The sequence below is a fragment of the Flavobacterium piscis genome (assembly GCF_001686925.1).
In the GTDB taxonomy this organism is placed as follows: Bacteria; Bacteroidota; Bacteroidia; order Flavobacteriales; family Flavobacteriaceae; genus Flavobacterium; species Flavobacterium piscis.
Genome location: NZ_LVEN01000046.1, coordinates 548328 through 573869, shown reverse-complemented (window position 1 = coordinate 573869; position 25542 = coordinate 548328). Strand labels below are relative to the sequence as shown.

Sequence of the window (25542 nt, the reverse complement as noted above, 5' to 3'; positions counted from 1 at the left end):
ATATCAACTTTTATTTTTTTGATAATGATCACCAAAACTCAACTTTTACTCAACATTAAACAATCTTAATATATAAGAAAGCTCATAAATTATAAAAAGTATTACCAACACCGAATGAAAAACTTTATTATGAATTTTAATCGCCGCCAGACACAAAATAATATGGCTGATAATCCTAATATAATATTCAGTTTGATTGTATAAAAAGTAATTGCCGCCCTTTATGGCAGTGTCGATAATATCGGCTCCAAAACTTATGGCCAGAATGGCAAAAAACCAATTTTTTCTCGAATAAAAATAATCTTCATAACCCGTATAATCGACCAAATCATCAGGATACAAAATAGCACACAGCAAATAATAAATCAGGATATAACAAATAATGAAGAAATAATCAGCAAAATACCATTCATGAATTAACTTGAGATTAAACTCCCACCACCAAAAATGAATAATCAGCAAAAAAACATAAAACACCCAAAGCGAGTGTACAAAATAGATTTTCTTTCGCCCGGGATGCTGAATAAAAATCACAGATCCTTTTATAAGGTGTGTGAGACTCAAACCCAAAATAATCCCGATAATCGATTTAATGTGTGTTAGTTCTTCCATAAATAACGCTATTTATTGAGAACTAAAATTAAGATAATTAATTGATAAACAAATATTTGTAAATATAATTTCTCTAAGATTTAACCGCAAGGAGCGCAAAGATTTACGCGAAGTTCGCCAAATTAAAACTTAGCGTCTTCGCTCACGATAGCTATCGGGATTGCGAGAGAATTTGTAGACATCCAAAAAAAAACCTTTGCGAACCTCTGTGAAAAACTTTGTGAACCTCTGTGGTAAAAAAAACTAAGCCCTCTTAATCTCATGTCCCACATATTCTTCCAAAGCTGCAAACATATCATCTACAGAAAGCACTTCGAAATCAGGATGGTTTTTCAGGAAATTAGCGTTTAACGTAATGAGGTTTTCTTCAAGTTCAAAAAACGTATCATTATTCAAGGAATCGCGAACCGGATTTACACCTTCCAGTTTTCCGCTTACAAATTTATTCAGCTTTACGCTGCTCATCAATTTTACCTTTTTGCTTTGTTGCTGAAACAATTCAAGATGTTTTTCGGCACCAATCAACGCCAAACCTTCTTCGATAAGTTCGTTCAGTTCTTTATTCCAGCCTGATTTATAAACAAACTGCGAAAAATTCCCTTCAGCATATTGCGAATAGTAATAATCAAGATAATAACTCATCAACGCATCTTCGTGAATAAATTCGTCATCGACACCTTCCTCACGCATTAAATTAATCACCGAAATATTAGAATGAATCACATCCTGAAGATTTTCACTATTCATTGCCGTTTCAGAAACTAGTATTCTACCGAACTCCTCCATTTTGATATTTTTTAAGATTGATTTGCAAATTTCGGCGAAATAGTAATACAAACGCGAATATTTTTTTGGCGTTCCCTCCGGTCGGGCTATTCGCCGCAAGTCCTCGCACTTCCTTCGTCAGGCTGTGGGCTTTTCGCTGCTATCCCTAACGCAATTCGGCATTCAAAAGAAGACTTGGCAAAGATTTTGTTTTACGCATTCAAAATTCCAACTAACCAACTAACCACAACAACATGAAAGAAACCATATACAAAAGCTTACTCCTTTCTCTTTTAATAACTAATCTTTGGGCAACTATTACCTTCTTCGTCTATTACTTTGAGACAGGATTATTTAGTGGCTTTAAAACTCTTCTGCTTTTTGGATGGAGTTGCTGGATTAGTTCAGGTTTAGGTTTACTAGTTATATTAATTTCACTTTTAAAAATCTGGAAATCAAACCAATCAAAAGTTTTTTTGCTCGTATTTACTGGTTGGTTCAATATCTTTTTTTCACTATTGCTTATCACAACAACTTACTTCGAAATAATTGCTCCAGAATCCTTTATTGATGCCTTTTATATAGTTAATTTGATTATTCCAATTGTAGTATATTTTAGAACAAAAAAGATTATTAAAAATTATAATAACAAATAGTACAGATTTGCAATCTAGAGTGTACAAAATTTATAAAGTGGACTGAAAGTCCTAAAAGCAATAGCGTAGTGCAGCGCACTACGAAATTAAATTAAAAATAAAAATTGCCCTGAAAGGGCAAGAGAAAAATACACAATAACAATTTTGGGAAAATCATAACAAATACGCCCATTGAAATTAGGCTTACGCCCTTACAGGGCTTAAAACTACAACCTTTTTCATTCATAGTGCTTCGCACCATGCTATTGCTAAAGCTCTTTCAGAGCAATAGGTTTAAATATTTATAATTTTCAACAACAAAGAAATCACAAAAAAATTCATTCATCAACATTCTGAAAATCTGCAACAACTATTTCATTAATTTGGGATTTCTGAATGTCTGCTTTCGATTAAATCCAAAAAACAATTATCAAACATTAATTCAAATAATGAGGCTTTCCTCAAAAGAGCAATTATCAATATCATTTATATTTGCGCTTCGTAATAAAACCCTTAAACTTAATCAAAAGATTTATGAAAAATTGCAGCATCAAAATATATTTCCAAATAATAATGCTGATGTTCAGCAATAGTGTTTTGGGTCAAAATGAAAATAATAAAACAATGACTTCTTTTGTTCCAAAATCAAAAGCTTACGATATTTATTACCCAAAAACTTTTGTACTAAACGAAGACAACGAAGGCATTGTAACAATTACAGATGCAACGTCAGAATTAAACATAACAATCAGTTCATACGGATTCGATCAGGAAACTACCGACGAAAAACTGATTCAGCAACTCACTGAATTTGTCAAAAATTACCACACCAAAGAAATTACACGAGAAAACTGGAACAGTTACAAAACAAAATTTGACATTTTGGTCGAATTGAAAGTTTCAGACGAAAAAGCAAATTGGGTTTGGTGGGGAGTTGTAAATAAAAAGCAGTTAGTGTTAATCTCTATAAATAAAAAAACACCAATTTCATCAGAAGACACCAATCTGCTTCAATTCATGATCAATAATATGATAATTAATTAAATTGCAAACTTAAACTTGCCACATCAACAATCAATCAAAAACAAAATCATCATGTCCCAAATACATCACCTCAATTGCGTAAAAATTGTTTCACCTGTAAACGACAATGTGTGCGGACATTGTTTATTGATTCAGGAAAACGACAAACTCATTTTAGTCGATACCGGAATCGGGCTTTTAGACATTCAAAACCCGGAAGAAAGAATTGGCCAACAACTTATAGATATGGTGGGTTATCGTTTTGATGAAAATCAAACTGCCATCAGACAAATCGAAAAACTGGGACTTGATCCGGAAAAAGTTACAGATTGTGTTATTTCGCATCTGGACAATGATCATATTGGAGGTTTGGCAGATTTTCCAAACGCAACCGTTCATGTTGGACTTGAGGAATGTGACGCTTATATTTCAGGAAATCCAAGGTATTTAAAAACACCTTTATCGCATCGGCCAACAATAAAAACCTACGAAAAAGTAGATTTGAACTGGTTTGGATTCGAAGCCAGAAAAGTCGATATCGATACTGACACAGCAATATTTCTAATTCCGCTTTTCGGACATACATTAGGACATTGCGGTGTTGCGATAAAAACAGAAAAAGGATGGTTATTTTATATTGCCGATGCCTATTATATGCGAATTGAACTTACCAATAGCGATCATCCTGTAAATCAATTGGCAAAAATGCGAGCCGAAGACAACGATTTGCGATTAAGCACTTTAGATAAAATCAGAAATTTAATAAACGAACATCCTGAAATTGAAGTTTTTGGATATCACGATATCGAAGAATTTAATTTTTATAAGAACTAAAAAGCAAAATTTTATAAAAAAACAGAAATTTTAACGCAACCATTTTTCAAAAGGGTCATCTGTTAACAAAGAGAATGCTTTATCCGATCTTGAAATACTCAAATACGAAAAAGCAGTTCTTTATTAAAAACGTAAAAACCCTTAGTTTATGGATGACCTGCCAAAAAACCTTACCTTATTTTACGTCTCAGGCATATGCTCTCTCATAGTAGGAATAATTTATGCCATAATGCTCATAGACGGAAATTCAGGACCAGACGGATTAATGGGAATTTATATTTTGTTTGGTTTGCTTCCCGTTATTATTCTCATAATAATCGATCGGTTTCTGGTTACAAAATTTGGGAATCAAAAAGTAAACATAGTGGAGTTCTCTTTTCTGGGATTTATTTTATTCTTGTGGATTATAAAAATGCTTTTAAATTTGTAAAGCAAATCCAACATAATCCTGATGAAAATTTTAATTACAGCGATAAAATTCGCATTATTAATCGCTTTAATTATTTCTCCCGTACTATTATTCAATAATCTTCGTAAACGAAATTTTAAATATCCCTTTATTTCGTATTTAATTACGGCTGTGCTTATTACCTTCTTTTTCATTTTAGTTGTTGCATGGTGGTCCCATTTTTCAACTGAACTTCTTCTTTCGCATTACGGTTATGATGCTAATGCATTTACTGAAACAGAAAGAACAAGAAATGTCGCTGTTGAAAATTTAGAAAAAGTAAAAAAATTACGCATAAGCAAAATGGGAATTGGCTGGCCGCTTAAAGCTTGTATATTTTATCCTTTTTATTTTCCTTATCTTTTAATTGTTTATTTTGGTATGTATTTTTTCAAAAAAAATCAATTAAAAAGTAAACCTATAAAAGCATAAAATTGAAAATCTTTAACTGGTTGAATAAAAAATCAACGAATCCCGAATTCGAAAAAACTTTTGCTGCTCTTGAAAAAGTGGGAAACATAATTCCGAGTGCAAAAACCACTTTCGAATTATTAAAAACATTCAACGCCGAAACCTCACATGCGCAATCAGATGTACTAATAGCTGAAGTTAATAAAATTCATTTTCCTTCGAATACCAATAATTATTTCTATTTCTATTTGCCAATAGTCAGCTATATTCTTTATTACAAACCACATTACGAAAAGGATATTTTAAAATATCTCGTAGGTCCAAATTTCGCAAACGGTACATCAGAAACTCAGGAAATGATTGCAATGATTAAAGGAGCGATGGAATTTAAACTCAAAGAAAACGAGTTTTATTTAACCAAAGAAAGTCAGTTTTGGATTGAGAATGAACTTCCGAAACTAGAAAAAGAAATTCGACGAGAAATAGATCTTTGCTGGAAAGAACTTGAGGAATAAAGCAAGAAATTGAAATTTGAATTCAACACAACATCTATAAAATAAACAATATCTGATGAAAAAGAATGTATTGCTTTTAGCCTTAATTATTACGTTTTCCTGTCATAAAACCGAAACGATAAAAACTCCGATACCAACAAGTACGGCAAAAACAACTGCAAAAGACACAATCAAAACCATAACACCTAAAAACATCAGTGATTCTATAACTTGTATTGATGTAGTACTGGAAATTTTGACAACTGCTCCTTCATATGTTGAAGGAACAAAAGGTTTATACGAAGCTGTTGTAAAAAATGGAGGAACTTCTTTTGGAATTACAGTTGAAGGAAGCCCGAATCCGAAAAGAGATAATGCCCTCGATTACTCAGAAACTTATGAATTAAATCTTCATGAAACTTATCCTGACCGAATGCCAACTATTGCAAGGTATACCTTCGATCCGTCTAAAAATGAACTTTATGAATACGACACAGCCAATGATTCTTTGATACCCATTGCCTTCAACAAAAATTTGATTCTAAAATATAATAAAATCTGCAAATAGTAAGACCAAAGAAGACGGCAAATTAAACAATACCACCAGATTCGTCATTATTCTTCTTTTCATTCATTTTGGCCACTAAAGCTTTCAAACGTAAGGCACGTTCTTTTTTTTCGGCTTGAAGTTTGGCCTTTTTCTTATTGAGCAATTTGGTATGCAAAGCCTTGTTTTTGGTATTTTTCTCAGGACCTTTTGCCATAATTTAATTTTCTTTAATTACGTTTACAAAGATAAAGAACTAATTGTAAAGACAAACGATTAGAAATTCTGACCAATAAAGCCAACAAAACTTCGCTATGAAAATAAAAATCACACTTATTTCATTTGTTTTATTGCTCACTGCTTGTTCTAAAAAAGAGACTTTAAAGGAATTTCCATTTGAAAGCTTAATCGTAACAGGTTCAAACTTACATGATATTCATACTGTAAAATTCACAAAAAGTGATACTGTTTACCTTAAAAGAATTTTTCCTGAACCAAAAGAAAATTTCTATGCTATAATTTCAGCTAATGAAAAAATCAGACTAAATAATTGTCTTCACACTTTAAATTTGAAAAATTTTGATTCTATATATGCAGATGAAAACCTTGATGATGGACAAAGCTATCTTATAAGTATTAATCAAAGAGGAAAAAACAAACAAATTTATATTCATGGCGAACATGCTCCTCAGGAACTTTATAATTATATTGATTCACTAGGAAGTATTAAAAACAATCTGAAGTTTGTCCCAACAAAACAAATCATTGACTTTGGAGATTTAGGTCCTATTTTACCGCCACCGCCATTAAAAGATAAATAAATACAAAATGAACCCAACTTTCTTCCCAACCCAAGAACAATTCAGAGAATGGCTGGAAAAGCATCACCAAAAAGAAACCGAACTTTTAGTAGGTTTTTATAAAGTGAATAGCAAAAAACCATCCATGTCCTGGTCAGAATCTGTCGATCAGGCGCTTTGTTTTGGCTGGATCGATGGCGTTCGCAGATCGATTGATGAAGAAAGTTATTCGATTAGGTTTACACCAAGAAAAAAATCCAGTATTTGGAGCGCCATCAATATCAAGAAAATCGAAGATCTTATCAAAGCCGGATTAATGAAAGAAGCCGGAAGAAAAGCATTCGAATTAAGATCTGAAGAAAGATCCGGAATTTATTCGCACGAAAAGGAACCCGCTATTCTTGATCCCGAATTTGAAAAACAATTTAAAGCCAATAAAATTGCCTGGGACTATTTTGATAAACAAGCCCCATCGTACAAAAAGGTCATGATTCATTGGATTATGACGGCCAAACAAGAAAAAACCAGACTTTCGAGACTCGAAAAAACCATTAATGTAAGCGCTGAACAAAAACGAATGTTGTAAAAGAAATTCAAATGATTGTAACTTAGATCAGAGAACAAACCTTAACTTTATTCTATCAAAAAAAATCATCTAATAAACTATAATAATGAAAGATAGAACCGCATTAGAATACTACGTTTTGGATGTATTCTCTAATAAAAGTTACAAAGGAAATCCGTTGTCTGTTGTTTTTACCGATGGCAATCTGGAGTTAGAAACCTATCATAATATCGCAAAGGAATTTGGCTATTCTGAGACTTCGTTTGTTTATTATTCTACAATTCAAAAGGCGCTCAATGTCCGCTCTTTTACTCCAACTGGCTTTGAGGTTGATGGCGCCGGACATAATTTACTTGGAGCGGTTTGCGCAGCATTATTTAAAGAAATCCCGATATTTCATGAACAAGATGAAACCAATCATTTTGTAATCATGAAAGACAACCCAATATCCTTAACCACAAGTTTTGATCCCGTTACCGAATATCCTATCGTACAAATGCATCAAAAACCGGCTGTAGCACTAAAGGAAATTCCGGCTTCGCTAATAGCAAAAGCAATTGGTTTGGCCATTGATGATTTAACCGTTGGCGAATTGCTGCCTACAATTGTTCAAACCGAAGTGGCGCATTTGATGGTTCCCATAAAAAACAGACGATTCCTACACGATTGCATTCCTGATAATAAACGCTTAATCGAAATCTCCAAAGAGTACGGATTTGAAGGTTTTTATTGCTTTACCATTTTCGATGCAAAACATGAAAATATAGTCGAAGCCAGATTTTTTAATCCGCTAATTGGGATTAATGAAGATGCTGCTACAGGAACAGCTGCCGGCCCGCTAATTGGCTTTTTAACTAAAACCAAATACACAAAACCCAATACCGGATATAAAATTCTGCAAGGCGTAAAACTAAGTCAGCCTTCACTGATTGAAGTTATGGCCAGAGAAAATGATATTTTGGTTGGCGGTTCTGCGGTTATTACTATGCGTGGGGAAATTTATATATAGCACTAATGAATAAAAATTTACTAATTAGTATTTCGGAAAAGGCAATTAAATACGAAGATTTCAATTTTACATCTGAACAAATTGAAAACAATTGGCTCGGAACTATTCCGGCTATCGAAAAACAGATAAATGAGGCAGAAAATAAACTTGGCATAAAGTTACCCGAAGATTATATCGAATTTATTCGAATAACTAATGGTTTTTCGGCACCAAATAATATAGAACCAAGTTTTGAAAACGTAGAAAACATTGACTTCTTAAAAAATATTGATGATTTTGTAATTGAAGCGTATTCGTATTTGCCCGAATTAGAGAATGCCATTCTAATTGCAGGAATATCCGAAGAACAATATTTTTTACTGCTTCCTCCAAAATCAAAAAACGAAGAATGGAAATATTGGAAGTTCGCAAATTGGTATCCGGGTGAGCATCCTTACGAAAATCTAAAAGAATATTTTGAAGATGTTCTTCGGTTTATAATTGACCAGCATGAATCATAAAAAAGCTGCATCAAAAAATGCAGCTTTATATCTTAACCAGAATATTTTCTTAATTTGTTTTCATTGGTGGCAAATCAAATGCGATAGAATCGTGTTCGAAATTATTACGGTGTCCTCCGTCGCAGAAAGGTTTGTTTGCAGATAATCCGCAACGGCAAAGTCCTAATGCAGCTCTTCCTTGTAATCCGTAAACTGTTCCTTCTGAATCCATTATTTCGAAATCACCTTCGATTTTGATAGATCCGTTTTTATTGATGATTAATTTTGTCTTGCTCATAACTTGTTTTTGTTTTTTTTCGAAAGCAAAGATTGCAAAATAAATTCTGAAGATTTTTATTGAGGAGCTAGTTTAAACTGGTTCTATTTTATGGGTTTTACCACAGAGATTCACTAAGTTTTTTTTAAAAGAAATGAGAATTAATCTCGCAAAGTCACTAAGGCGCAAAGTTTATTCACTTTTGAATGGATTAAAAACCACCCTAATTTCCAGAGCCGAGTTCCGAAGGAACGACTTATTTTATAGGGCTGGACTTCAGTCCAGTCTACAATACGCATAGCAATAGCGAATAAACTTTGCGCCTTAGTGACTTTGCGAGATTAAAAAACTTTCGTGAATCTCTGCGAAAACCTTCGTGAATCTCTGCGAAACTTAGAATTCTCAATTCTATTGCTTATTTTTGCACTCAATAAAATTGAGTTATGATACAGAATCCAAAGAGATATACTATTACGGCGGCATTGCCTTACACCAACGGACCTATACATATTGGGCATTTGGCGGGGGTTTACGTGCCTGCAGATATTTATTCGAGATATTTACGTTTGCAAGGAAAAGACGTTGCGTTTATTTGCGGAAGCGATGAACATGGCGTTGCAATTTCAATGAAAGCCAAAAAAGAAGGAATTACACCACAAGAAGTTATTGATAAATATGACGGAATTATTAGAAAATCATTCGCTGATTTCGGAATTTCGTTTGATAATTATTCTCGTACTTCGGCTAAAATTCATCATGATACAGCTCAGGAATTCTTCAGGACTTTATATGATAAAGGCGATTTTATTGAAGAAACAACAGAACAATTATACGATGCAAAAGCAGATCAGTTTTTAGCAGACCGTTTTGTAGTGGGAACTTGCCCAAAATGTGGTAATGACGGAGCTTACGGAGATCAGTGCGAAAATTGCGGATCGACTTTGAATGCAACAGATTTGATTAATCCGAAATCGACAATTACCGGAGAAACTCCAATTTTAAAAGAAACAAAACACTGGTTTTTACCTTTGGACAGATACACTGATTTCCTGACAGAATGGATTTTGGTTGGACATAAAAACGACTGGAAACCTAATGTTTACGGACAAGTAAAATCATGGGTTGATGGCGGGTTAGAGCCTCGTGCGGTAACACGTGACCTTGATTGGGGAATTGATGTTCCGGTTGAAGGTGCCGAAGGAAAAAAATTATACGTTTGGTTTGATGCCCCTATCGGATATATTTCGTCTACGAAAGAATGGGCGCTGCGCAAAGGAAAAGACTGGGAACCATACTGGAAAGATGAAGACACAAAACTGGTTCATTTTATTGGGAAAGACAATATTGTTTTTCACTGTATCATTTTCCCTGCGATGCTTAAAGCCGAAGGAAGCTATATTTTGCCGGATAATGTTCCTGCAAATGAATTTTTGAATTTGGAAGGAAATAAACTTTCGACTTCTAAAAACTGGGCAGTTTGGCTGCACGAATATTTAGAAGAATTTCCGGAGAAACAAGATGTTTTGCGTTATGCATTAACATCAAACGCTCCAGAAACTAAGGATAATGATTTTACCTGGAAAGATTTCCAGGCAAGAAACAACAATGAATTGGTTGCCATTTTTGGTAACTTTATTAATCGTGTTGTAGTTCTAACGAACAAATATTACGACGGATTTATCCCAACTCCGAATGAATTATCTGAGGTTGATGAAAATACTTTGGCAGAATTAAAAGCGTATCCAGCCGTGATTTCAAGTTCGGTGGAGCGTTACAGATTCCGTGAAGCTTTAGGCGAATTGATGAATGTTGCCCGTTTAGGAAATAAATATCTTGCCGATGAAGAGCCTTGGAAAGTGATGAAAGACAATCCGGAGCGTGTAAAAACTCAAATGTATGTTGCACTTCAAATTGCTGCTGCGTTGAGCATTTTAGCAGAACCGTTCTTGCCTTTTACCGCTGCTAAATTATCAAGAATATTGAAAAACGAAGGCAAACTAAAATGGAATGACGTTGCTGAAAATTCAGAATTAATTCCGGAAGGGCACCAAATTGGTGAAGCCGAATTATTATTTGCAAAAATAGAAGACGAAGAAATACAAAAACAAATAGATAAATTGGAAGCTACAAAAACTGCTAATATCGCTGAAAACAAAAAAGCAGAACCTCAAAAAGATTTGATTCAGTATGAGGATTTCGCTAAAATGGATTTACGCGTAGGAACCATCATTGAAGCGGAGAAAATGCCAAAAGCAAACAAACTTTTGGTGCTGAAAATTGATACCGGAATCGACGTTCGCACGATAGTTTCTGGAATTGCCGAAAGCTTTTCGCCAGAAGAAATCATTGGTAAACGTGTTACAGTTTTAGCCAACTTAGCGCCAAGAGCTTTACGCGGAGTTGAAAGTCAAGGAATGATCTTAATGACAACAAACGCCGAAGGAAAATTAGTATTTGTAAATCCTGATACTGATGCGCCAAATGGTGAAACGATAAACTAAGATTTTATAAATATCAAAAAAGTAAAGATGCGCAATTGCGCATCTTTTTTTTTGCCATTCGGAAATCTGTATTTTGTGCCGCTAGGCACTACAGGTTGGTAGAAAAAAAATCAGGTTTCAATTTCGATAGCGTGCAGTAGGGACGCAACAAAATGGAATATCTTGCGTACCTACGGTACGGTGAATATTTTTAATTCCTGTTTTTCTACCGATGTGTAGTGCCTAACGGCACATTTTGATTCTTGATTCAATTTTCAAACAAAACAAAAACAAGTTTAATCTAAATTTTATAATTATTGAAAAGCATGAATTTGCTAATCACTTTAATAGATTCTCACTTTTCCTTTTAAAAGAAAATTCTGAAACATTTTATTTACTATACTTTTACTTTCAGAAAAAAACAAGATATTCGTCAAAAAAAAACTTTATATGTTCAAAAAATTACTTCTTACCTTTTTATTTTTAAATAGCTTACTTTCTTTTTCTCAAGATATTGTAAGTTCTACTCCTGTTGAATTAAAAAAGAATCGTGACATTTTTCAGGTTGTAAACACTGAAAAAAAGGATGTTACTTTATTTGTCAGTGACAAAATAAAAGTAAAAGCCATTCATCTTAACGAAAACATGCAAATTGTTGATAGTATTTCTACCGAAAGACCAGGTACTAAGACTTATGATAATATGATTGGCTATAATATCAGCAATAACAATACTAGATTATTCTGGTCGTCTGATAATTACCAGGATATTTATACACAATTGTTTGATTTTAATACACGCAAAGTCGAAACAAAACAATATTCTCTTGTATTAAAAGAAGAGAAAATTCTACAAAAATTCAGCGAAAATGAGAATTTCTATATTTTAACTTTTATCAAGAAAAGCAGTAATTTGAAACTTCATATTTTTGACAAAGACGGAAACTATAATGCAAAAACAATTTCGCTCGAAGGATTTCACTTTTTAAAACGCACTTATGCAAAAACAGATTTAGATGGAGCATTAAGTGAAAATTTACTTCCTTTTGAACTTCCATATACACTAAAGTATATCACCCCTGAAAACCCAACTTCATTAACCGATGGAGCGAAAAAGAGAAAATGTTACTTTAATAAAAACCAAATTATAATAACCCTGGATACTAATGTTGACTTTACCCAGGTTTTTACTATTGATCTAAACACATTTACTGCTAAAGAAAGAATGATAAAACAACGTTTTATACCAGTAGATCGTACATCTTTAAATTCTAACTCTTTCTATTTTGAGAATAAACTGTATCAGGTAAAAACTTCATCAGATCTTTTATATTTTACCATAAAAGATTTGGATGACAATATCTTAAAAGAACATTTTGCTAATGTTACCAAACCAATCGAATTCAAGAATTCCGAAATATATCAGGAAGGTGGAGATTTCTTTGGAGGAAAAAGAACCTTAGAAACCTCAGCGCAGTTTATTAGAAAAGTAAACAATTTAAATGCTGGTCTTTCTTGCTATCATATTGGAGAAAATACCCTAATTACTTTTGGAGGTGTTTCTTCAACTCAGCAATCAGGCGGACAAGCGGCTTTAGGACAATTTGGCTTAATTGGAGCTTTGATTTCAGTAGCAGTGTACAATCCAACAATGGAAAACTTTAACTCATATACTAATAGAAAAGTCGTGAAAATTGAAGGTTTATTTGACAAAGAGGGAAATAATATAAAAGGCGAATTACAACCTTTGGCATTTGATAAAATCAGAACCTTTTTTGACAAGAACACTGATGTTTCATCACAAACCTTATTTAAAATTAGCGACTTTTATTATCTTGGTTATTATGATAATAAAACCAAAGAATATATCATTAGAAAATTTGCTGATTAAAATCTTAAATTCCCGAGCTATCCCAATGGAAACTCGGGAACGTTTTATCGAATCTAAAGCAAAGATTATAATTCTCTACTCAACAACATAATTCCTCGTTTTATGCTAGTCATAAACTGGCACGACTCTTTATTTATTTAAACACTACAGGAACACCAATTTTAATTCAAATTAGTTTTCTTTCATAAAAAGTAAGATATTAGCGCCTAAATCGTTCTAAAAAACCTAAAATGATGGAACTGCTAGATAGTTTACCCACTTTACTTAAATCTTTTTGGTATATCGCTATTCCAACAAGTATCATTTTTATTATTCAGACCATAATTACCTTTACCGGTGTTGACGTAGCCGATGGTTTTGACACTGATTTTCATGCAGATGTACACGACGGAGGTTCAGACTTTCAACTTTTTTCATTGCGAAACCTTATCAATTTTTTATTAGGATTCAGCTGGACCGGAATTTCGTTTTATACCACAATTGGAGATAATCCTTTATTACTTATTGGAACTTCCTTTGTTGTTGGGGTTTTATTTGTTGTTTTGTTTTTCCTGGTGATCAAACAAGTACAAAAATTAGCCGAAGACAATTCATTTAAGATCTCCAATACTTTAAATAAAACGGCCGAAGTTTATTTGACGATTCCCGAAAACAAAAAAGGAAAAGGCAAAATCATGATTAGTGTAAACGGCGCCTTTCATGAACTGGAAGCCATGACCGAGAATGACAGGATTCCGTCAGGAGCAGTAGTAAGAGTCGTAAAAATAGAAAATAACAACATTTTAATAGTAGAATCCATTTAACATAACCAAGCATGAACCCAATTATTTTAATTGCAGTTGCGGCAATCGTTTTATTCGTAACAATTTCGGCATTAATTTCAAGGTACAAACGTTGTCCTTCTGATAAAATTTTAGTCATTTACGGACGCACTGGTGGAACATCGGCAAAATGTGTTCACGGAGGTGGCGCTTTTATCTGGCCAGTGATTCAGGATTATGCTTTTTTAGATTTAAAACCGCTTTCGATCGAAGCTAATTTAACGAATGCCTTAAGCAGACAAAACATTAGAGTCGATGTTCCTTGTCGATTTACTATTGCAATTTCTACAGAAACTGATAGCATGAATACGGCTGCAGAAAGACTTTTAGGCTTATCATCAGAACAAATTCAGGAACTGGCAAAAGATATTTTATTCGGACAATTGCGTTTGGTAATTGCTACGATGACTATTGAAGAAATCAATTCAGACCGTGATAAATTTTTGGATAATATTTCGAAAAACGTTGATAGCGAACTAAAGAAAATTGGTTTAAAATTAATCAACGTAAACGTTACCGATATTAAAGATGAGTCTGGATATATCGAAGCTCTTGGAAAAGAAGCGGCTGCAAAAGCCATCAACGAAGCAAAAATTAGTGTTGCCGAGCAGGAAAAAATTGGAGAAACCGGTAAGGCTCTTGCCGATAGAGAAAAAGATACTCAAATAGCTGAAACACATAGAGACAGAGATGTAAAAATTGCTATTACACAAAAAGACAGAGAAATTAGTATTGCAACTGCCTCGAAAGATGAAACTATCGGAAAAGCAGAAGCCGCAAGAGATACAAGGGTAAAAACATCTGAAGCCAATGCCATTGCAATTCAGGGAGAAAACGAGGCTAAGATTGCGATTGCAAATTCTGAAGCTTTACGTAGAGAAAAAGAAGCAGAATCGTTGCGTATTGCGATAACTGCCGAAAAAGTACAACAAGCCAAAGCATTGGAAGAATCGTATGTTGCTGAACAAAAAGCCGAGTTGGCGCGTTCTGAAAGAGAACGTTCTACTCAAATTGCGAACATCGTAATTCCTGCCGAAATTGCCAAGCAAAGAGCCATTATCGAAGCTCAGGCTGCCGCAGAAACTATTAGAGAGAATGCAAAAGGAGAAGCAGATGCTATTTTTGCCAAAATGGAAGCAGAAGCAAAAGGTCTCTTTGAAATATTGACAAAACAAGCCGAAGGTTATAAAGAGGTTGTGGCTGCTGCAGGCGGAGATCCAAGCAAAGCTTTCCAATTATTGTTATTAGAAAAACTTCCTGAACTGGTAAAAACTCAGGTTGAGGCTGTTAAAAACATTAAAATTGATAAAATCACGGTTTGGGATTCTGGTAACGGACAAGGCGATAACGGAAGTTCATCGACTGCAAACTTTGTTTCAGGAATGATGAAAACGGTTCCTCCATTGAACGATTTATTCAATATGGCCGGACTTAATTTACCGTCTTACCTAAAAGGTGAAGATACTCCTGAAGTTCCTCCAACAATTCAAGTTGTAGAAAAAGAAGAATAATAATTCATTCTTTCATCAAAAAGCGCGAACCGATTAAGATTTTTAATTGATTCGCGTTTTTTGCTTTCAAAGTATTCACTTTGTAAAGTATCTTTGAAAAATAATACGCGAATATATATACCTAATGAAAATTACCAAACCAAGATTAGCCTTAATCTGCGGAATACTTTGTATTTCAATATTCCCAATATTGGTTAAACTTAAATTAGCTCCGGGATTAATTTCGGCTTTTTATCGCATGGCTTTTGCCGTGATTTTACTTTTACCTTATGTGCTGATTACTCAAAATTTTAAACTGCCAAAAACAAAATACGTTCTGTTAGCAGTTCTTTGCGGTGTCTTATTTTCCTCAGATGTTGCAGTTTGGAATATCGCCATTCAGGATTCAAGTGCAACGCAAGCATCTTTATTAACGAATTTATCGCCGCTTTGGGTAGGAATTGGTTCTTTTTTCTTTTTGAAAGTAAGACCTGCAACTAATTTTTGGATTGGAACTGTGGTTTCTTTATTTGGAATGATTACGTTAGTTGGTTTTAATTTTTTCCTTGAATTGAACTTTGACCATGCCTTTCTTTTCGCCGTTTTATCAGGAATTCTATATTCAATTTATCTTTTAGTAAGTAAAAATGTTCTTTCACAAGTTGATGTTTTATCGTTTATGACCATTAGCTTATTTGCCTCGAGTATTTATTTAGGAATTCTTTGTTATGCTTTAAATGAACCTTTTACCGGATTCTCAGATACAGGATGGTTTGTACTAATTTTGCAGGCTGTTATTTGCCAGTTGTGTGCCTGGATTTCTATTAGTTACGCCACACAACACATGCGAGCCACGAGAGTTTCGCTAAGTTTATTGAGTCAGGCTGTAATTACATCTATATTAGCTTGGTTGTTTTTAGAAGAACAAATAACTTTACAAATGGTTTTTGGCGGCATCATTTTGCTATTCGGGATTAGAATCACTTTTTACGATAAGACGATTTCATTAAAAAAACTGTTTACTAAGAATTAAGATTGAGAAATGCCACACGGATGACACGGGTTTAAACAGGTCTAAGCTGATTGGTTTTTAGCTGATTGCGAAAAAGTTCTCGCAGATTTCGCAGATTGAGCTGATTTATTTAAAATAATTCGTGAATTCGTGGCGAAAAAACAGCCCACGGATGACACGGGTTTAAACGGATTTACGCTGATTGGTTTTTAACTAATTGAGAAAAAGTTCTCGCGCAGATTCGGAAGATTGAGCTGATTTATTTAAAATAATTCGTGAATTCGTGGCGAAAAAACAGCCCACGGATGACACAGATTTAAAAAGGGTTTCACGCAGATGTAAAGAGATTTAAACAGATTTTTAAAATCATTTAATCTGTGGCAAAAAAAACTTGAAACTAAAAAAACAACATCTTTATGTTACATAAAAACAAAATACCAAACTTAAAAGTAATCGCATTTGATGCTGATGATACTTTATTTGTGAATGAACCTTACTTTGAGGAAACGGAGCATAAATTTTGCGCTTTGATGGAAGATTATCTTTCTCATCAGGGTATTTCGCAAGAATTGTTTAAGATCGAAATTGCCAACCTCCCTTTATATGGTTACGGAATAAAAGGTTATATTCTTTCGATGATCGAAGCAGCAATGAACATTTCGAACAATACGATTCCAATTGAGGTTATTACAAAAATCATCCAATACGGAAAAGAATTACTCGAAAAACCCATCGAACTTTTGGATGGAGTTGAAGAAACTTTACAAGCTTTACACGGAAAATATAAGTTGGTTGTGGCCACAAAAGGAGACCTGAAAGACCAACACAGCAAATTACATCGGTCCGGTTTGGGGCACTATTTTCATCACATAGAAGTAATGTCAGACAAGCAGGAAATTGATTATGAAAAACTATTAGGTCGTTTAGACATTCAGGCACATGAATTTCTTATGATCGGAAATTCATTAAAATCTGATGTTTTACCCGTTTTAGGACTTGGAGGTTACGCCGTTCATATTCCGTTTCACACCACTTGGGAACACGAAAAAATTAGTCATAAAGTCGAACACAAACATTTTAGTTCATTCGAAAAAATTACCCAGGTACTTCAGAACTTATCATAATGAAAACACTTTTAGATTTAGAAAACTGGAATCGCAAAGAACATTTCCAGCACTTTAAACAGATGGAAGAACCTTTTTTTGGTGCAACCGTAGCAATTGATTGTACCAAAGCCTATCAAACTGCAAAAAACCTGAAAGCTTCTTTCTTCATTTATTATTTACACAAAACACTGGTTGCCGTAAACTCTATTGAAAATTTCAAGTACAGAATTGCTGATGACAAGATTTACATTAACAACCGTATAGATGCATCAGCAACAATTGGGCGTCAGGACGGTACTTTTGGTTTTTCATTAATCGAATACAATCCGGATTTTAAAATATTCGAACAAAATGCTTTAGCCGAAATTGAACGCATTCAAAACACAACCGGACTTTTTACAAGATCATTTGATGATGATAATCTGATTCATTTTTCGGCAATTCCGTGGCTCAATTTTACGTCTCTTTCGCATGCACGGAGTTACACTTTTCCAGATAGCTGCCCAAAAATTTCATTTGGAAAAATGATTACTTCAGAAACTGGAAAAAAAACAATGGCCATGTCCGTACATGTTCATCACGGTTTGATGGATGGTTTGCATATGGGCCAATTTGTTGATTATTTTCAGGAGTTGATGAATACCTGAAATCATATTTAACCTTATTCTATTATTATAAAAACCTATATAGGAAAGTAATTCTTACAATAAATCATTTGTTTGGGAAAAATTTAAAATCTCAAATAATAATGAAAAAAATTGTAATTATTTTAGCGTTTTCGCTGGTTATCAACAACCTAAACGCGCAAACACAAAATAGCGGAAATGACTATAATAAATGGTCTATCGAATTAGCTGGCGGTTTTAACAAACCTCAACGCCCAATGTCAAATGATTATTACACTGCAAGAGTTAGTCCTTTTACTGCTGATTTGGGTGTAAGATATATGATGAACAATAAATTTGGTTTGAAAGCTGATTTCGGATACAACAGTTTCACAGATCATGGCAATTCAAATACTTTTGATTCTAAATACTACAGAGTTGATTTACAAGGAGTAGCCAACTTAGGAAGAATCATGAATTTTGAAACATGGACTAAAACGATTGGTTTATTAGGTCACGCTGGTATTGGGGTTGCTCAATTAGAAAACGAAGACCTACATGTAAAAGACAGAATGGGTAATTTCATTGCAGGTTTTACAGGTCAAATCAGACTATCAAACCGTCTTGCTTTAACAGGTGATTTTACTACTATTGTTAATGCTTTTCAGGATGCTACTTTTGACGGAGCGGGACTTACAAACTCTAGAGGACTTTCAGGACTTGTATTCAACGGAACTGCTGGTTTGACAGTGTATTTAGGGAAAAACACAAAACATGCGGACTGGACTGTTCTTACACAAAATGTTGATCTTACAGCGTATGATAATAAGATCGCGGACCTTGAAAATCAAATTAAGAACATACCATCAAAACAAGTTATTGTCGAAAAACCTGTTACCACTAATACGGTAAGTGACAAAGACATTGTAAAAGAAATGATCAATGACAAATATTACAGTGTTTACTTTGATTTCAACAAATCGATTCCAATAGAAAATTCTACTGCAGCACTTGATGTTATTTTAACTTATTTAAGAAAAAACCCATCTGCTTCTATAGACATTTTAGGTTATGCAGATCAGGTTGGTAAGTCTGAGTACAATGAAAAATTATCAAATGCAAGAGCTAATAATGTGAAAACTATTTTAGAAAAAGCAGGTATTGCATCTTCCCGATTAAATGTTGTTGCTAACGGAGCTGATACATCTATCCAAAAAGATTCTGAAGAAGCAAGAAGATTAGCACGAAGAGTTACTTTTAGAGTAAGATAATAATCTTAATCAAAAATAAAATCAAGCCCTAAAGGAAAATTCTTTTAGGGCTTTTTTAAGGAATTCCGAAACAAAAGAAATGCTTTTTTTGACAATTTTATTAACGTATATTTAATTAAATTTGGAATAATATTTGTGCCCCAATTAATTATGAAAAAGCTTATATTTTTTTTCCTGCTACTTTATCAATCAATACTATTTAGCCAAACGGTTTTAAACACGTATCCATTAATTTTAAACAATCCTTTAGGAAATGGTCAGGCTTTGAATGTTGAGGATGTAAAAACTCATGATATCTATGTTTTTGCAGCAGATGATAAAAAAATTACTATTTTAAAATACAATAAATCGCTATTCCTCGCCAACCAATTTTCAGACACGCTAAGGCATGTAGAGGATCGAACTTTAATTGGCCACAGTATTAGCGAAGATGGAAATCCAACACTTTACTGGAGTTCACAAAACAGAAGAAACTTAAGAATCATCAAATACTATCTGGAAACTAAAACTTCCAGGGCTTTAAACTTTGACTTTCCTGAAAACATTGAATATTTTGTCACTACTTTTCAAAAAGACAATATTTTCTACATTATTGCAAAAGAGAAAAACCAACAACATTTGCTTCTTTACGAGTTTCAGAATGGAAAATGTGAAATCAAAATGTTTGATTTCTCAGGTATTGCATTCCAAAATGAAAAAGGACAAAAGTTTACCTTTAGCTCGTTTATTCGATATTTTCCGCTTCAAAAAATGGAATCAGGCGATTTTAATTCTTTAGACAAAACTAGTGGTCTAAACAAAATGTATGTAACTGAAGATCACATTCTTTTGACATTTGACTACAACTCAAAGAAAACACAAGTAATGAGTCTTAATATGGAAAGTGGCGAGATTACAGAGAAAAATTTTGAACAGCCTGTTTCAAAAAACCCATCGAAATCTTCGAATTCATTCTACAGTCAAAACAAATTATTTCAGGTTAAGGCAAGCAAAGACGAATTTTTATTTGAGATCAAAGATTTTGATTCGCAAAAATCAATCAAAAGTGTTTCAATTTCAAAAAATGATACGATACGATTTAAAAACTCTCCTATTTTTCTTCAGGTAAATAATGAAAAACCGCAGGAATTAAAAACTACCGGAAAGTTTCTCAAACAATTAGCGAATTTAAATGTTGGAGTTTCAGTTTTTAAAAACAACAACAATAACGTAGTCACTTTTGGCGGATTTATTGAACACATTTTTTCTTCTGTTGCTTACAGCCCATTTGATATGTCACTAAGAGATTTTGATGATATGGGAATTCAGCAGTATTCACAAAGTAAAATGGTTTCTTTTGATGCGCTATTAAATGCTAATTATGAATTTGTAAATAACCCGCAACAAGAGCCTTTAGCAATCGACAATATTTTCTATTTTCTAAGTATCAACAAAAATGTATCGCTTCAAAACATTCTTAAATTAAAGAATTATTACATCCTGAGCTATTACGACAATGCTTTAAAACAGTTTGTATTACGAAAATTTACAGATGGTTTTATTAGAGAAGACAACGGAAATCCGATCATGAATAAGTCTCAATTCTCGAGACCGGCTAAATTTGAAAAGCTTAAATTTATTGAGAATTAATCCAAATGTGTTGTGTTTCTGAGTTTCAAAAAACCGGAACCAATTATTTTTTCTAACTTTACAAAAAAGTCACATTATGTTATCGAAAAATATTGAAGCAGCTTTAAACAAGCAAATTCGCATAGAGGCAGAATCTTCGCAAACCTACCTTTCTATGGCTTGTTGGGCCGAAGTACACGGATTAGAGGGAATTGCACAATTTATGTATACCCAATCAGATGAAGAGCGCGCACATATGCTTAAGCTAGTTAAGTATATTAACGAACGCGGAGGTCACGCTCAGATTACCGATCTTAAAGCGCCAAAAACATCTTATTCTACATTTAAAGAAATGTTTGAAGCACTTTACAACCATGAGATTTTTGTTTCAGAATCTATCAATGAACTGGTACATATTACTTTTTCAGAAAAAGATTATGCAACTCACAATTTCTTACAATGGTATGTAGCAGAGCAAATCGAGGAAGAAGCAACAGCTAAATCTATATTAGATAAAATCAACTTAATTGGAGATGACAAAGGAGGACTTTACTTGTTCGACCGTGATATCCAGCAATTAACGGTGACAAGCTCTATTGCGATCAACCCTAAATAAAAAAGTTAAAGTTTATTTAGAATACTTAAAAATAACTATTTTCTTTTATATTTGTCTCTGTTTTTAAATACGGAGGAAAATTGAGCAAGAAAGAAAAAGATAAGGACAAGAAAAAGGATAAAAAGAAAAAGAAGAAAGAAGTTATCCTTGATAAGATTAAAAAGTTGGAAAACTGTAAATCTTCCTGCTGTGAGAAATACAAAAAGAGCGAAAAGAAACGCTGCTCGCGTTGTCCTATGTTTGATTTATTCAAAAAAACTGCTTAACTAAAATATATAAAACCCACCAAGAAATTTGGTGGGTTTTTAGTTTAAATTGCAGTCGTCTTAAGACTCAAAATGGATCAATTCTAAAACCTGTGGAGAGAGAAGAAATTTACCACGGAGAACACAAAGTTTTTTTAAATATGCTAACTTTGGTAAAAACACAAAGTTCACAAAGCTTTGCGGACTTAGATGGTGTAAATGCACTTAAATCTTAGTGAACTCTGCGAAAAACCTTCGTTTCTCTGCGGTAAAAAATAATTAGGCGTATAAAATTTTTAATGTTTCTCTTTAACATTTAACATTGATTCCTCAAAATTTAATTATGAAAAACCAGATTACTATACCCCACTCCAGTCTTGATTTTTTGACTCAGCTTAAAGAAAATAACAACAAGCCCTGGTTCGACGCTAATAAAACGGAATATTTAAAAGAATTAAATCATATTGAAACTTTTGCAGGTGCTTTGCTTGAGCAGCTTTCAAAAACTGATGTTTTGGAAACTTCTTCGGGTAAAAAAAGTGTCTACAGGATTTATCGCGACATTCGGTTTTCTAAAGATAAAACTCCTTTTAAAACCTTTTGGGGCGGCAGCTACACAAGAGCAACAAGTGCAAGACGCGGCGGTTATTATTTTCATATCGAAAAAGGCAACAGCTTTTTTGCAGGTGGTTTTTGGGGACCCAATGCTGGAGACTTAAAACGCATACGTAGCGAATTTGCTCACGATGCCGGACCAATGAATAAAATATTACAATCAAAATCTTTTGTAAAAACCTTTGGAACTTTACAAGGTGAACAACTCAAAACAGCACCAAAAGGCTATGAAATAACTCACGAAGCCATAGATTTGCTTCGCTACAAGCAGTTTTTGATCATTAAACGTTTTACTGATGAGGAAGTTTTAAGTCCGTTATTTTTAGAACAGGCTTTAGACACTTGCAAAAATATGAGACCTTTTTTCGACTATATGAGCGAAATACTTTCAACCGATATCAATGGAGCTTCTGTTTTATAATTTACATTGTATGCAACACAAAAAACCCGATTACTTTATCCAGGCAATCGGGTTATATTCAATTTGAATAAACGTTATCTGCTAAGCAATAAAATTTCATTAACAATAACTTCGGTCACGTATCTTTTTTCACCGTTTTTATTGTCATAACTTCTATGGGTTAGTTTTCCTTCAACAGCAATTTCTTTCCCTTTTACTACATATTTTTCGATAATTTCAGCCGTTTTACCCCAGGCCGTCACACGATGCCATTCTGTTTGTTCCACTTTTTCACCTTTATCATTCGTGTATTTCTCGTTTGTAGCAATCGTTAGATAAGCTAATTTTCTTCCACTTTCTAAAGTTCTGATTTCCGGGTCGTTTCCTGCATTACCAATTAATTGTACTCTGTTTTTCATTGCATTCATGGCGTGTAATATTTAAAAGTTCGTATATAAAGAATTCGTTTATCAAATTCAACAGGGCAAAGATGCGACAGACTCCAAAAAATAATCGGTTGTAAAGTACTTACTTTCGGTTGTAACTATTTGTAAGCGTTTGTAAATGGAAATATTTCTTTGTATATTTAACATAAATCATACTACAATGCAAACACAAATCAATAAAGTTGAATTAAGAAATTTAGAATTCGACGACTATCAGCAGTTAAAAAATTCAATGGTTGAATCGTATCCTGAAATGGCGAATTCATATTGGAGACCTAACGATATAAAAAAATTACTCTCAATATTCCCTGAAGGCCAACTTGTTATACTAGTAGATGGTATAGTTGTAGGATCAGCATTATCACTAATTGTCGACGAAAAATTAGTAGACAAAAGACACAATTACAAACAAATTATAGGCGATTATACTTTTTCGACTCATAATCCAGATGGGGAAATATTGTACGGTATAGACGTTTTTATCCATCCTAATTATCGCGGTTTGCGTTTAGGCCGCCGTTTATACGATACGCGTAAAGAACTGTGCGAGCAATTGAACCTAAAAGCAATTGTTTTTGCCGGAAGAATTCCAAATTATTCTCAACACTCAAAAAAGATGACACCAAGAGTGTACATCGATAAAGTAAAACATAAAGAATTACACGATCCGGTACTTTCATTTCAGTTGAGTAATGATTTTCACGTTTTGCGAATTATCAAAAACTATCTTGAAGGTGACGAAGAATCCAAAGAATTTGCGGTTCTTTTAGAATGGAACAATGTTTATTACGATGAAAGTCCAAAGCTAATTAATCTTGAAAAAAGCGTTATTCGTTTAGGATTGGTACAATGGCAAATGCGCCAATTGAATAATCTGGAAGAATTTTTTGAACAGTCAGAATTTTTTATCGATGTCGTCTCAGGTTATGGGGCAGATTTTGCTTTGTTTCCGGAACTTTTTATTGCGCCTTTGATGGCCGATTACAATCATTTATCTGAAGCCGAAGCCATTCGTGAACTTGCCCGATATTCTGATCCTATCAGAAAACGTTTTCAGGAATTTGCTATTTCGTATAACATCAATATCATTACCGGAAGCATGCCGCTTTTAGACAATGGTAACTTGTACAATGTTGGTTTTTTATGCAAAAGAGACGGTACATCAGAAATGTATACTAAAATTCACGTTACACCAAACGAAGTACAGCATTGGGGAATGAAAGGCGGATCGCACTTTAAAACCTTTGATACTGATTGTGGTAAAATTGGAATCCTGATTTGTTATGACGTTGAGTTTCCGGAACTTTCAAGAATTCTGGCCAATGAAGGGATGAATATTTTGTTTGTTCCTTTCTTAACCGATACACAAAATGCGTACACTCGTGTAAAACATTGTTCGCAGGCTCGTGCCATAGAAAATGAGTGTTATGTAGCCATAGCAGGTTGCGTAGGGAATTTACCAAAAGTGAATAATATGGACATTCAATATGCGCAGGCATCTGTGTTTACACCATCAGATTTTGCTTTTCCTAGTAATGGTATAAAGGCAGAAGCAACTCCAAATACTGAGATGACGCTAATTGTCGATGTCGATTTGAATTTACTTAAACAACTTCACGAGCACGGAAGTGTGAGGATTTTAAAAGACCGACGTACCGATTTATATGAAATTAAAAAGATTGAACCATGAAAACATGTCTCGAATGTTCGGAAAAAATTGTAGGCCGCGAAGACAAAAAATTCTGTTCAGACAGCTGTAGAAATGCCTACAATAATAAAATAAATAAAGACAGTACTAATTTCATGAGGAATGTAAACAACAAATTACGAAAAAATTACCGTATTTTGTGTGAATTAAATACTGATGGAAAATCTAAAGCAACAAGGGATAAAATGATCAACAAAGGTTTTGATTTCGAATTCTTTACCAATATCTTGCAGACCAAAACAGGGAATACCTACTATTTCCTGTATGATCAGGGATATCGATCTTTGGACAATGATTATTTTATGCTTGTTAAAAAAGAAATATAGTACG

30 protein-coding genes are annotated in these 25542 nt (G+C 33.6%); 25 read left to right on the top strand and 5 right to left on the bottom strand.

Annotation, left to right across the window (positions count from 1 at the left end):
- Positions 1-45: 45 nt before the first annotated feature.
- Together FLP_RS23635 and FLP_RS23630 are read right to left on the bottom strand one after the other, a co-directional pair.
- On the bottom strand, positions 46-612 hold the full coding sequence (locus FLP_RS23635; RefSeq protein ID WP_065451934.1) for a hypothetical protein: 567 nt from the start codon (positions 610-612) through the stop codon (positions 46-48).
- Positions 613-855: 243 nt separating this feature from the next.
- On the bottom strand, positions 856-1398 hold the full coding sequence (locus tag FLP_RS23630; RefSeq protein WP_065451933.1) for a DMP19 family protein: 543 nt from the start codon (positions 1396-1398) through the stop codon (positions 856-858).
- Between the two features lie 233 nt (positions 1399-1631).
- Here FLP_RS23630 and FLP_RS23625 point away from each other — a divergent pair, with 233 nt between their 5' ends.
- From FLP_RS23625 to FLP_RS23590, 7 genes are all read left to right on the top strand, one after another.
- On the top strand, positions 1632-2033 hold the full coding sequence (locus FLP_RS23625; RefSeq protein WP_065451932.1) for a hypothetical protein: 402 nt from the start codon (positions 1632-1634) through the stop codon (positions 2031-2033).
- Between the two features lie 558 nt (positions 2034-2591).
- Positions 2592-3056: a hypothetical protein gene (locus FLP_RS23615; protein WP_065451930.1), complete on the top strand. Its 465-nt coding sequence runs from the start codon at positions 2592-2594 to the stop codon at positions 3054-3056.
- 51 nt (positions 3057-3107) lie between these two features.
- Complete coding sequence (locus FLP_RS23610) at positions 3108-3869, top strand: MBL fold metallo-hydrolase (RefSeq protein WP_065451929.1); 762 nt, start codon at positions 3108-3110, stop codon at positions 3867-3869.
- 148 nt (positions 3870-4017) lie between these two features.
- Positions 4018-4299, top strand: a complete 282-nt coding sequence (locus FLP_RS23605) for a hypothetical protein (protein WP_065451928.1) — start codon at positions 4018-4020, stop codon at positions 4297-4299.
- 21 nt (positions 4300-4320) lie between these two features.
- The gene (locus FLP_RS23600; protein ID WP_065451927.1) at positions 4321-4749 is read left to right on the top strand and encodes a hypothetical protein; all 429 of its coding nucleotides are present in this window, start codon (positions 4321-4323) and stop codon (positions 4747-4749) included.
- A gap of 2 nt (positions 4750-4751) precedes the next feature.
- Entirely contained in the window at positions 4752-5243 is a 492-nt protein-coding gene (locus FLP_RS23595) for a hypothetical protein (protein ID WP_065451926.1), read from the top strand.
- 55 nt (positions 5244-5298) lie between these two features.
- The gene (locus FLP_RS23590; protein ID WP_065451925.1) at positions 5299-5790 is read left to right on the top strand and encodes a hypothetical protein; all 492 of its coding nucleotides are present in this window, start codon (positions 5299-5301) and stop codon (positions 5788-5790) included.
- A gap of 22 nt (positions 5791-5812) precedes the next feature.
- Here FLP_RS23590 and FLP_RS25605 read toward each other — a convergent pair whose 3' ends face one another.
- The gene (locus FLP_RS25605; protein WP_165606705.1) at positions 5813-5986 is read right to left on the bottom strand and encodes a hypothetical protein; all 174 of its coding nucleotides are present in this window, start codon (positions 5984-5986) and stop codon (positions 5813-5815) included.
- Positions 5987-6083: 97 nt separating this feature from the next.
- Between FLP_RS25605 and FLP_RS23585 the strand changes: the two genes are divergently transcribed.
- The 4 genes from FLP_RS23585 (at position 6084) to FLP_RS23570 (ending at position 8643) form a co-directional block, all read left to right on the top strand.
- Positions 6084-6590: a hypothetical protein gene (locus FLP_RS23585; RefSeq protein WP_065451924.1), complete on the top strand. Its 507-nt coding sequence runs from the start codon at positions 6084-6086 to the stop codon at positions 6588-6590.
- A 7-nt stretch (positions 6591-6597) separates the two neighbouring features.
- A complete protein-coding gene (locus tag FLP_RS23580; RefSeq protein WP_065451923.1) occupies positions 6598-7155 on the top strand; it encodes a YdeI/OmpD-associated family protein in 558 nt (185 codons plus the stop codon).
- A gap of 85 nt (positions 7156-7240) precedes the next feature.
- Positions 7241-8143, top strand: coding sequence for a PhzF family phenazine biosynthesis protein (locus FLP_RS23575; protein ID WP_065451922.1), 903 nt, complete (start codon positions 7241-7243; stop codon positions 8141-8143).
- A 5-nt stretch (positions 8144-8148) separates the two neighbouring features.
- The gene (locus FLP_RS23570; RefSeq protein ID WP_065451921.1) at positions 8149-8643 is read left to right on the top strand and encodes an SMI1/KNR4 family protein; all 495 of its coding nucleotides are present in this window, start codon (positions 8149-8151) and stop codon (positions 8641-8643) included.
- Positions 8644-8692: 49 nt separating this feature from the next.
- Here the strand turns inward: FLP_RS23570 and FLP_RS23565 are convergent, their stop codons facing one another.
- A complete protein-coding gene (locus tag FLP_RS23565; protein ID WP_056248078.1) occupies positions 8693-8920 on the bottom strand; it encodes a CDGSH iron-sulfur domain-containing protein in 228 nt (75 codons plus the stop codon).
- Between the two features lie 422 nt (positions 8921-9342).
- Between FLP_RS23565 and metG the strand changes: the two genes are divergently transcribed.
- The 12 genes from metG to FLP_RS23505 all read left to right on the top strand — a co-directional run bounded on the left by metG (position 9343) and on the right by FLP_RS23505 (position 23079).
- Entirely contained in the window at positions 9343-11400 is a 2058-nt protein-coding gene (gene metG, locus FLP_RS23560; RefSeq protein WP_065451920.1) for a methionine--tRNA ligase, read from the top strand.
- Between the two features lie 429 nt (positions 11401-11829).
- Positions 11830-13269, top strand: coding sequence for a hypothetical protein (locus FLP_RS23555; RefSeq protein ID WP_065451919.1), 1440 nt, complete (start codon positions 11830-11832; stop codon positions 13267-13269).
- A gap of 233 nt (positions 13270-13502) precedes the next feature.
- The gene (locus tag FLP_RS23550; RefSeq protein WP_174548799.1) at positions 13503-14072 is read left to right on the top strand and encodes an NfeD family protein; all 570 of its coding nucleotides are present in this window, start codon (positions 13503-13505) and stop codon (positions 14070-14072) included.
- A gap of 11 nt (positions 14073-14083) precedes the next feature.
- Positions 14084-15601 carry a flotillin family protein gene (locus tag FLP_RS23545; protein WP_065451917.1) on the top strand — a complete coding sequence of 506 codons (1518 nt, stop codon included), beginning with the start codon at positions 14084-14086 and terminating at the stop codon, positions 15599-15601.
- Positions 15602-15725: 124 nt separating this feature from the next.
- Positions 15726-16613: a DMT family transporter gene (locus FLP_RS23540; RefSeq protein WP_065451916.1), complete on the top strand. Its 888-nt coding sequence runs from the start codon at positions 15726-15728 to the stop codon at positions 16611-16613.
- 395 nt (positions 16614-17008) lie between these two features.
- Positions 17009-17716: an HAD family hydrolase gene (locus FLP_RS23535; protein WP_065451915.1), complete on the top strand. Its 708-nt coding sequence runs from the start codon at positions 17009-17011 to the stop codon at positions 17714-17716.
- Entirely contained in the window at positions 17716-18345 is a 630-nt protein-coding gene (locus FLP_RS23530) for a chloramphenicol acetyltransferase (RefSeq protein WP_065451914.1), read from the top strand. The genes FLP_RS23535 and FLP_RS23530 overlap by 1 nt, the downstream gene beginning before the upstream one ends.
- Before the next feature lie 101 nt (positions 18346-18446).
- On the top strand, positions 18447-19574 hold the full coding sequence (locus FLP_RS23525; protein ID WP_065451913.1) for an OmpA family protein: 1128 nt from the start codon (positions 18447-18449) through the stop codon (positions 19572-19574).
- Positions 19575-19724: 150 nt separating this feature from the next.
- Positions 19725-21203 (top strand): hypothetical protein, encoded by a 1479-nt coding sequence (locus FLP_RS23520; RefSeq protein ID WP_065451912.1) that lies wholly within the window; start codon positions 19725-19727, stop codon positions 21201-21203.
- Between the two features lie 76 nt (positions 21204-21279).
- Entirely contained in the window at positions 21280-21798 is a 519-nt protein-coding gene (locus FLP_RS23515) for a ferritin (protein WP_065451911.1), read from the top strand.
- Positions 21799-21878: 80 nt separating this feature from the next.
- Positions 21879-22064, top strand: a complete 186-nt coding sequence (locus FLP_RS23510) for a hypothetical protein (RefSeq protein ID WP_065451910.1) — start codon at positions 21879-21881, stop codon at positions 22062-22064.
- Positions 22065-22386: 322 nt separating this feature from the next.
- Complete coding sequence (locus tag FLP_RS23505) at positions 22387-23079, top strand: DUF2461 domain-containing protein (protein WP_065452025.1); 693 nt, start codon at positions 22387-22389, stop codon at positions 23077-23079.
- A 74-nt stretch (positions 23080-23153) separates the two neighbouring features.
- On the opposite strand, the gene FLP_RS23500 is transcribed toward FLP_RS23505, so the two are convergent.
- Complete coding sequence (locus FLP_RS23500; RefSeq protein WP_065451909.1) at positions 23154-23486, bottom strand: single-stranded DNA-binding protein; 333 nt, start codon at positions 23484-23486, stop codon at positions 23154-23156.
- Positions 23487-23664: 178 nt separating this feature from the next.
- Here FLP_RS23500 and FLP_RS23495 point away from each other — a divergent pair, with 178 nt between their 5' ends.
- Both FLP_RS23495 and FLP_RS23490 read left to right on the top strand, forming a co-directional pair.
- On the top strand, positions 23665-25194 hold the full coding sequence (locus FLP_RS23495) for a carbon-nitrogen hydrolase family protein (protein ID WP_065451908.1): 1530 nt from the start codon (positions 23665-23667) through the stop codon (positions 25192-25194).
- Positions 25191-25538, top strand: coding sequence for a hypothetical protein (locus tag FLP_RS23490; protein ID WP_065451907.1), 348 nt, complete (start codon positions 25191-25193; stop codon positions 25536-25538). Before FLP_RS23495 ends, FLP_RS23490 begins: the two co-directional genes overlap by 4 nt.
- The last annotated feature ends 4 nt before the right edge of the window (positions 25539-25542 follow it).